The following is a 7,627-nucleotide window of genomic DNA, read 5'->3' on the forward strand; positions in this document are numbered from 1 at the left end:
TGCCGCGCGCGGCCGTGCGCATCAGCGTCACCCGCGGGACCGGCGAACGCGGCTATGCGCCGCCGGCGGCGCCCGTGCCGTGCTGGATCGTCGGCGCCGGGGCCGCACCGGCCGTTGCGCCGGATTGGTATGCCCGCGGAATCCGGGTACGCTGCTGCCGTTTGCGTCTCGCGGCACAGCCGGTGCTGGCCGGCATCAAGCATCTGAACCGGCTCGAGAACGTGCTCGCACGCGCCGAGTGGAACGATGAGGCCGTCGCCGAAGGCCTGCTCGGCGATCGCGACGGCCACGTGATCGGTGCGACCGCGGCGAACCTGTTTGCGGTCTGCGGCGGGCGTCTGCGTACGCCGGCCGTGGACGAGTGCGGCGTCGCCGGCGTCGCGCGCGCCGAAGTGCTGGCGCGGCGTGACGTCGCGGTCGGCCGCCTGACCTGGGAAGAACTGATGCGAGCCGACGAAGTGTTCCTGACCTCGAGCCTGCGCGGCATCCTGCCCGTGGCGGCCATCGATGCGACGCCGTTCGCGCCGGGCCCGGTCGCGCGCGAGCTGCAGATGCAGTGGCGCGCGGCGGGCTTGATGGATGCGCTGCATGGGTAAGTCCCGCAAACCGCGTCGCGCGCGCTCCGGCGGCAGCATTCTGCGCGTGCTGGCCTGGCTGCTGCTGCTCGGCCTGGCCGCCGGCGGCTGGCTGCTGTGGCAGGACTGGAATCGTTTCGTCGACGCGCCGCTGCGCGTGCAGACCGCCGCCGTGCTCGACGTGCCGACCGGCGCGTCGTTCGCGGCCATCCGCCGGCAGATCCGCGAGGCCGGCTTCAGCGACGCGCACGACCTGTACTGGCGCGCGCTGGCCCAGCGCATGGGCGTGGCCTCGCGCCTGCGCGCCGGCGAATACGCCGTGCCGCCGGGCACCACGCCGCGCGAGCTGCTGCGGCGCATGGCGGCCGGCGACGTGATCCAGCACCGCTTCACGATCGTCGAAGGATGGACCTTCCGTCAGCTGCGCACGGCGCTGGCCGGCGAGAACGGTCTGCGCCAGACCCTGACCACGCAGTCCGACGCCGAGATCATGCGCGAGCTCGGCGCCGGCGCCGATCATCCGGAAGGCCGCTTCCTGCCGGAAACCTATGTCTGGACGCGCGGCGACAGCGATCTGCAGGTGCTGCGCCGCGCCCACGACGCCATGCGCCGTGCGCTGGACGAGGTCTGGGCCGCGCGCGCGCCGGAGCTGCCGCTGGAATCGCCGTACCAGGCGCTGATCCTCGCGTCCGTCGTCGAGCGCGAAACCGGCAAGGCCGACGAACGCCCGCAGATCGCCGGCGTGTTCCTGCGCCGCCTGCGCCTGGGCATGAAGCTGCAGACCGATCCGAGCGTGATCTACGGCCTCGGCGCGAGCTTCGACGGCAACCTGCGCCGGCGCGACCTGGAAACCGACACGCCGTACAACACCTATACGCGCACCGGCCTGCCGCCGACGCCGATCGCGCTGCCGGGCCTGGCTGCGCTGCGCGCGGCCGTGCGGCCGGCGCCCGGCAACGCGCTGTATTTCGTCGCGCGCGGCGACGGCTCGCACGAATTCAGCGCCGACCTCGACGCGCACAACCGCGCGGTCGCGCGCTACCAGCTGCGGCGCAGTCCATGACCGCGCGCCGCGGCGGTTTCATCACGCTCGAAGGCGGCGAGGGCGCCGGCAAGAGCACCGTGCTCGGCAAGGTGCGCGAGCGCCTGGCCGAGGCCGGCATCGATGCGCTGTTCACGCGCGAGCCCGGCGGCACCGGCGCCGGCGAAGCGATACGCCAGGTGCTGCTGGATCCGGCCTATCGCGGCCTCTGCGCCGAAGCCGAGCTGCTGCTGATGTTCGCCGCACGCGCGCAGCTCGTGCGCGAGGTGATCCGGCCGGCGCTGGCCGCGGGACGCTGGGTGCTCAGCGACCGCTTCACCGACGCGAGCTTCGCCTATCAGGGCGGCGGTCGCGGCCAGCCCGAGCCGCGCATCGCCGATCTCGAACGCTGGGCCGCCGACGGCCTGCGTCCGGACCTGACCCTGCTGCTCGATCTGCCGGTCGCGCAGGGACTGGCCCGCGCCGGCGCGCGCGCCGGCGCGGCCGACCGCATCGAACAGGAGCGTGAGGATTTCTTCGAGCGCGTGCGTGCCGCCTACCGCGCGCGCGCCGCGGCCGATCCGGGGCGCTTCCGCGTCATCGACGCGAGCCGGCCGCTCACGGACGTGCTGGACCAGGTCGATGCGGTGCTCGACGACTTCTTCGCGCAGCGGGGCGCCGCATGACCATCGCCGAATGGAATCATCCACTCTGGAACAATGTGCTCGAGCGCCGCCGCCGCGGTGCGATGCCGCATGCGCTGCTGCTGGCCGGTCCGGCCGGCCTCGGCAAGCGCGCGTTCGGCGCCGCGCTCGCGGCGCTGCTGCTCTGCGAGAGTCCCGGCGACGTCGCCTGCGGCAGCTGCCGCAGCTGTCTGCTCGTCGCGGCCGGCAGCCATCCGGACCGGGTCGAGCTGAACCTCGAGCTGCGCGACGATGGCAAGACCCTGCGCACCGAGATCGTCGTCGAACAGATCCGCGTGCTGTCGCAGCGCCTTGCCATGACCGCGCAGTTCGGCGGCCACCAGGTCGCGCTGATCGATCCGGCCGATCTCATGAACACGGCTGCGGCGAACGCCCTGCTCAAGACTCTGGAAGAACCCGGTGCCGGCACGGTCATGATCCTGGTGAGCGACCAGTTCGCGCGCCTGCCCGCGACGATACGTTCGCGTTGCCAGCGCCTGGACTTCGCGCTGCCGAATACGGCCGACGCGATGGCCTGGCTCAAGCGCCAGGGCTTGGACGGCGCGGCGCAGGCGCTCGACGCGGCGGCCGGCAATCCCGGGCTCGCGCTGGAGCTGGCCCGCAGCGGCGGCCTCGCGCTGCGCACCGAGGTCGCGAGCGATCTGGCGAACCTCTGGGTGCGCAAGGCCGCGCCGGCGGAAGTCGCCAACCGCTGGGCCAAGAGCGAGGCCGAGCGCCGCTGCTGGTTCGCCGCGCAGCTGGCGCAGGCCGAGGCCGCGGCCCAGGCACGCGCCGCGCGCGGACCGCTCGCCTTGACCGCCATCAGCGATTTCAACAAGCTAGCGCAATGGTTCCGCGAGGCGGGCCGGGTACGCGAGCAATTGCGCACGCCGGTGCGCAGCGAACTGCTTCTGTTGGAATTGCTGCTGGCCTGGCGCGCATTGGCGCCGGCCGCGAGGAGGGCGTGATATGGCAACCCCGGCAATGGGCGGCATGCCGCGGCAAGGCATCCTGTCGCTGGCGATCAAGGACAGGGGCGCGCTGTACAACGCCTACATGCCGTTCGTGAAGAACGGCGGGCTGTTCGTCCCGACGGCCAAGCGCTATTCGCTCGGCGACGAAGTCTTCATCCTGCTGACCCTGATGGAAGAAAAGGACCGCCTGCCGGTCGCCGGCAAGGTCGTCTGGATCACGCCGCCGGGCGCCCAGGGCAACCGCACGGCCGGTATCGGCGTGCAGTTCAACGAATCCGCCGACGGCGACGCCGCGCGGACCAAGATCGAGTCCATCCTCGCCGGCATCCTCGGGTCGGACCGTCCGACCCACACGATGTGATGCGGGTCCTGATCCTCGGCGCCGGCGCGACCGGCGCCTACTTCGGCGCCCGGCTGATCCAGTCCGGCTGCGAGGTGTCGTTTCTCGTGCGTCCGGCCCGTGCCGAGCGGCTGCGCCTCGACGGCCTGCGCGTGCAGAGCCCGCACGGCGACTTCGCCGCGGCCGTCGACACGTTGACCAGCATTCCTGCCGGCCGGCCGTTCGATCTGATCCTGCTGGCCTGCAAGGCCTACGACCTCGACACCGCGCTCGCGGCGATCGCGCCGGCGGTAGGCGCCGACAGCCGCGTGCTGCCGCTGCTCAACGGCCTGCGTCATCTCGACGTGCTCGATCTCGCGTTCGGCGCCCGGCGCGTGCTCGGCGGCCTCTGCCATATCTCGGTGACCCTGCAGCCCGACGGCAGCGTGCTGCACATGGGCCAGCCGCACCGGCTGACCTTCGGCGCGCGGGGCGGCGAACCCGATCCGCGCCTGGACGCGCTGGCGCCGGCCCTGCTGGCCGCGCCGGCCGAAGTGCGCCGCAGCGAACGCATCATCGACGCGATGTGGGAAAAATTCGCGTTCCTGGCCACGCTCGCGGCCATGACCTGCCTGATGCGCGGGTCGATCGGCGAGATCGGCGCGACGCCGGACGGCTTCGCGTTGCTGCGCCGCTGCTACGCGGAAGCCTGTGCGGTCGCCGCCGCGGCCGGCCACCCGATCGCGGACCCGGCCCAGGCCGACGCGATCGCGATACTGACCGCGCCGGGTTCGCCGCTGAAGGCGTCGATGCTGCGCGACCTGCAGCGCGGCGGTGCGACGGAATGCGAGCACATCATCGGCGACCTGATCGCGCGCGGCGCGGCGCTGGATCTGCCGCTGCTGCGCGCGGCCGCGACGCAGCTGCGCGTCTACGAGGCGACGCGGCGCTGAGCCGCGGAAACCGCGCCGGTCAGGCGATCCGGTCCCAGCCTTCCTTCGGCGCGAAGCGCTTGCCGTAGCGGCCGGCCAGGGTTTCGAGCTGGGCCTTGACCGCGGCCGGGCCTTCGCTGCGGATGTGCGCGATCGGGCCGCCGCGGAACGGTGCGAAACCGGTGCCGAAGATCACGCCGGCGTCGAGCAGGTCGGCGTTCTCGACCACGCCTTCGGCCAGGCAGGCCACCGATTCGTTGAGCATCGGCAGGATCATGCGCTCGGTGATGTCGGCCGGCGCCTCGTAGTTCGGGTCGACCTGCGGCTTGACCGGCTTGCCGTCCTGCCAGACGTAGAAGCCCTGGCCGTCCTTTTTTCCGCGCTTGCCCGACTCGAGCAGCGCTTCCATGCCCTTGGGCAGGTCCAGGCCGAGGAATTCGGCGAGGATCTTGCCGACCGAGGCGCAGACGTCGAGGCCGACCGTGTCGGCCAGCTCGATCGGACCCATGGGCATGCCGAACTTCTTGGCCGCCTTGTCGAGCACCGGGCCCGGCACGCCTTCGCTGTACAAAGTCATGGCTTCGAGCAGGTAGGGCATCAGGATGCGGTTGACGAGGAAGCCCGGCGAGCTCTTGACCGGTACCGGCAGCTTGTCGATGGCCTTGCAGAACGCGAGCGCGCGCCTGGCCGCCTCGGGATCCAGGCCTTCGTGCGTCACGACCTCGACGAGCGGCATCAGCGCGACCGGGTTGAAAAAGTGCAGACCGAGGAACAGTTGCGGCCGGGCGAGGCCGCTGCTGAGCTGGTCCAGCGCGATGCTCGAAGTGTTCGTCGCGAGCAGCTCGCCTTCGTGGAACTGGGCCTCGATCTGCGCATACAGCGCGCGCTTGGCTTCCAGGTTCTCGTAGATCGCCTCGATGACGAGGTCGGCCTTGGCCACGCCGCCGCCGGCCACATCGGCCTGCAGGCGTTCCAGCGCCGGGTTGATGCGCTCGGGCGTCTTCAGGCGCTTGGTGTACAGCTCGCGCGCGCGTTCGAGCGCGGGCTGTATGTACTTCATCTCGCGGTCCTGCAGGGTGACCTGGAAGCCGCGCAGCGCGCACCAGGCGGCGATGTCGCCGCCCATGACGCCGGCGCCGACGACGTGGACGTGGTCGATGCCGTGGGCCGTGCCGCCGCCGAGTCCCTTGAGCTGCTCCTGCAGGAAGAACACGCGAATCAGATTGCGCGCGGTCGAGGTCTGCGCGAGCTTGGCCACGGCGCGGGCCTCGTTGTTCAGGCGCTTGCCGAGAGCGCCGCCGCGGCGCCAGGTCTCGATCAGCGCGAACGGTGCCGGGTAGTGCGACGGGCTGGCCTTGGCCGCGGTCTGCTTGCGGATCATCGGCGCGAGCGCCTGGCGCACCGGCCAGGTGTTCGTGATCCAGGCCAGCGCGCGCTGCCTCAGCGGCCGCGTCGGCGGGTGCAGGATCAGTTCGCGCGCCTTCTCCACGAGCAATTCGGGTGAGGCCAGCGCGTCGACGAGGCCGATCGCGCGGGCGTTCTCGGCCGATGCGTTGCGGCCGCTGAGCATGAGTTCCAGCGCGGCCGGCGCGCCGATCAGGTAGGGCAGGCGGGCGCTGCCGCCCCAGCCCGGGAAGATGCCGAGCTTGACCTCGGGCAGGCCGATCCGGGTCGACGGGTCTCGGCTCGCGACGCGGTAGCGGCAGGCCAGCGACAGTTCGGTGCCGCCGCCCATGCAGTGGCCGTGGATCGCCGCGACGGTGCGGCAGGGCAGCCGGGCGAAGCGCTCGAACACGCGCTGGCCGTTCTGGATCGATTCGAGCACCGAGCCGGTCTTCTCGTACTGCTCGAACTCGCGGATGTCGGCGCCGGCGATGAAGCCCGCGCTCTTGGCCGAACGCACGATGACGCCCTTGGGCGGTTCTATCGTCAGGCGCTCGATGATCTCGCCGAGTTCGTCCAGCACCGCGCGGGAGAACGTATTGACGCTGGAGCCGGCCCGGTCGAAGCTCAGCACGACGATGTCGTCGCTGCCGCGCTCGGTCTTCCAGTGGGAGAAGCGAAGTCCTTCGAACATGGCGCGGCCGGCAGCAGGTTGGGGCGGGCTATGATCCGTGCTGGCCGAGCCTCTGGTCAATCCGCGGTCTGCGGGATAATGTCTGCCGCAGTCGCAATGTCGGAGCGGGACATGCAAGGGGCGGTCTTCAGCGCGTGAACGTGGAAACCAGCGACAGCCATCTGAGCTCCCGCCTGTTCGATCGCATCATCGCGTCGAAGCAGAACGTCGTCGTGGTCGAGACCACCGACGTCGCCGATGTGGTCGCCCAGTTCCGCCAGTTCGCGCTGCGCAGCGGCCAATCCATCTATCAGTGGCAGGACGAAATCGGCATCAGCTCGCTGCGTGAAGGCGAGGTGCGAGTGCCGGGTTCCAAGCGCATGGCCGATGCGCTGCGCTACATCCTGCAAAGCATGCATTTCGGCATTTATCTGTTCGTCGAGGCCGAAGGCCACCTGCGCCCGCCGAACATCGGCCTGCTGCGCCAGATCGGCCGCGCCAAGGGCGGCAACGAGCGCAAGGTCGTTTTCATCGGCGGTTCGCTGACCATGCCCGACAGCCTCGAGGAAGTCACCGAGCATCTGAGCTTCGAGCGCGTCATGCCGCAGCGTCCGCGGCTGCGCGACGGGCGCTGGGTCATCTGATGGCGCGCGACGAAAAGGGCCAGGGGTCCATCCTGATCGTCGCGACCAACCGCGACGACCGCCGCGTGCTGTTCGACACGCTGGACGGCCAGAATTTCGATGCGATCTACACGGCCAAGGACCTGCAGCAGGCCTTGGCCTTCCTGAACCAGGATCCGGACATCGATGTGGTGCTGATGGAATTCATCGGCCTCGCGCGCGAGTCGGTCGCATTCTGCACCCAGATGAAAGGCGACGAACGCCTCGCCCGCGTGCCGATCATCGGCCTGCTGCCGGCCGAGTCCGGCGAGCGCCATTGGGACTGGGCGCGCATGCCGCCGGGCGTGGTCGACTGGCTGCGTTCGCCGGTCGACGGCGCCGAGGCGCTCGCGCGCATCCGACAGGCGCTCGCGCAACTGCGCGGCGGCGCGGCGGCCGGCGCCG

At 71.0% G+C, this 7,627-nt stretch carries 9 protein-coding genes; 8 read left to right on the forward strand and 1 reads right to left on the reverse strand.

Translation table 11 applies throughout. The features are described from left to right. From NON22_RS17235 to panE, 6 genes are all read left to right on the forward strand, one after another. Positions 1-596 (forward strand): aminotransferase class IV (locus NON22_RS17235; protein ID WP_257388182.1); only part of this gene is annotated, 596 nt, incomplete at its 5' end. After that, positions 589-1,638 (forward strand): endolytic transglycosylase MltG, encoded by a 1,050-nt coding sequence (gene mltG / locus NON22_RS17240; protein WP_257388183.1) that lies wholly within the window; start codon positions 589-591, stop codon positions 1,636-1,638. The genes NON22_RS17235 and mltG, both read left to right, overlap by 8 nt. Beyond that, positions 1,635-2,282, forward strand: a complete 648-nt coding sequence (tmk, locus tag NON22_RS17245; protein ID WP_257388184.1) for a dTMP kinase — start codon at positions 1,635-1,637, stop codon at positions 2,280-2,282. The genes mltG and tmk overlap by 4 nt, the downstream gene beginning before the upstream one ends. Next, positions 2,279-3,247, forward strand: coding sequence for a DNA polymerase III subunit delta' (gene holB / locus NON22_RS17250; RefSeq protein WP_257388185.1), 969 nt, complete (start codon positions 2,279-2,281; stop codon positions 3,245-3,247). Before tmk ends, holB begins: the two co-directional genes overlap by 4 nt. 16 nt (positions 3,248-3,263) lie before the next feature. Beyond that, positions 3,264-3,614, forward strand: coding sequence for a PilZ domain-containing protein (locus NON22_RS17255; protein WP_257388190.1), 351 nt, complete (start codon positions 3,264-3,266; stop codon positions 3,612-3,614). Further along, positions 3,614-4,525, forward strand: coding sequence for a 2-dehydropantoate 2-reductase (gene panE, locus NON22_RS17260; protein WP_257388186.1), 912 nt, complete (start codon positions 3,614-3,616; stop codon positions 4,523-4,525). Before NON22_RS17255 ends, panE begins: the two co-directional genes overlap by 1 nt. Before the next feature lie 19 nt (positions 4,526-4,544). Here the strand turns inward: panE and NON22_RS17265 are convergent, their stop codons facing one another. After that, the gene (locus NON22_RS17265) at positions 4,545-6,581 is read right to left on the reverse strand and encodes a 3-hydroxyacyl-CoA dehydrogenase NAD-binding domain-containing protein (RefSeq protein ID WP_257388187.1); all 2,037 of its coding nucleotides are present in this window, start codon (positions 6,579-6,581) and stop codon (positions 4,545-4,547) included. A 134-nt stretch (positions 6,582-6,715) separates the two neighbouring features. Between NON22_RS17265 and NON22_RS17270 the strand changes: the two genes are divergently transcribed. After that, on the forward strand, positions 6,716-7,204 hold the full coding sequence (locus tag NON22_RS17270) for a hypothetical protein (protein ID WP_257388188.1): 489 nt from the start codon (positions 6,716-6,718) through the stop codon (positions 7,202-7,204). Then, on the forward strand, positions 7,204-7,627 hold a 424-nt coding region (locus tag NON22_RS17275), incomplete at its 3' end, for a response regulator (RefSeq protein ID WP_257388189.1). The genes NON22_RS17270 and NON22_RS17275, both read left to right, overlap by 1 nt.

This window comes from Tahibacter caeni, assembly GCF_024609805.1.
Lineage (GTDB): Bacteria > Pseudomonadota > Gammaproteobacteria > Xanthomonadales > Rhodanobacteraceae > Tahibacter > Tahibacter caeni.

Bases quoted from the DNA above. Each gene is read 5' to 3' on its own strand.
- mltG (WP_257388183.1), top strand. From the start codon at position 589: ATGGGTAAGTCCCGCAAACCGCGTCGCGCGCGCTCCGGCGGCAGCATT.
- tmk (WP_257388184.1), top strand. From the start codon at position 1,635: ATGACCGCGCGCCGCGGCGGTTTCATCACGCTCGAAGGCGGCGAGGGC.
- holB (WP_257388185.1), top strand. From the start codon at position 2,279: ATGACCATCGCCGAATGGAATCATCCACTCTGGAACAATGTGCTCGAG.
- NON22_RS17255 (WP_257388190.1), top strand. From the start codon at position 3,264: ATGGGCGGCATGCCGCGGCAAGGCATCCTGTCGCTGGCGATCAAGGAC.
- panE (WP_257388186.1), top strand. From the start codon at position 3,614: ATGCGGGTCCTGATCCTCGGCGCCGGCGCGACCGGCGCCTACTTCGGC.
- NON22_RS17265 (WP_257388187.1), bottom strand. From the start codon at position 6,581: ATGTTCGAAGGACTTCGCTTCTCCCACTGGAAGACCGAGCGCGGCAGC.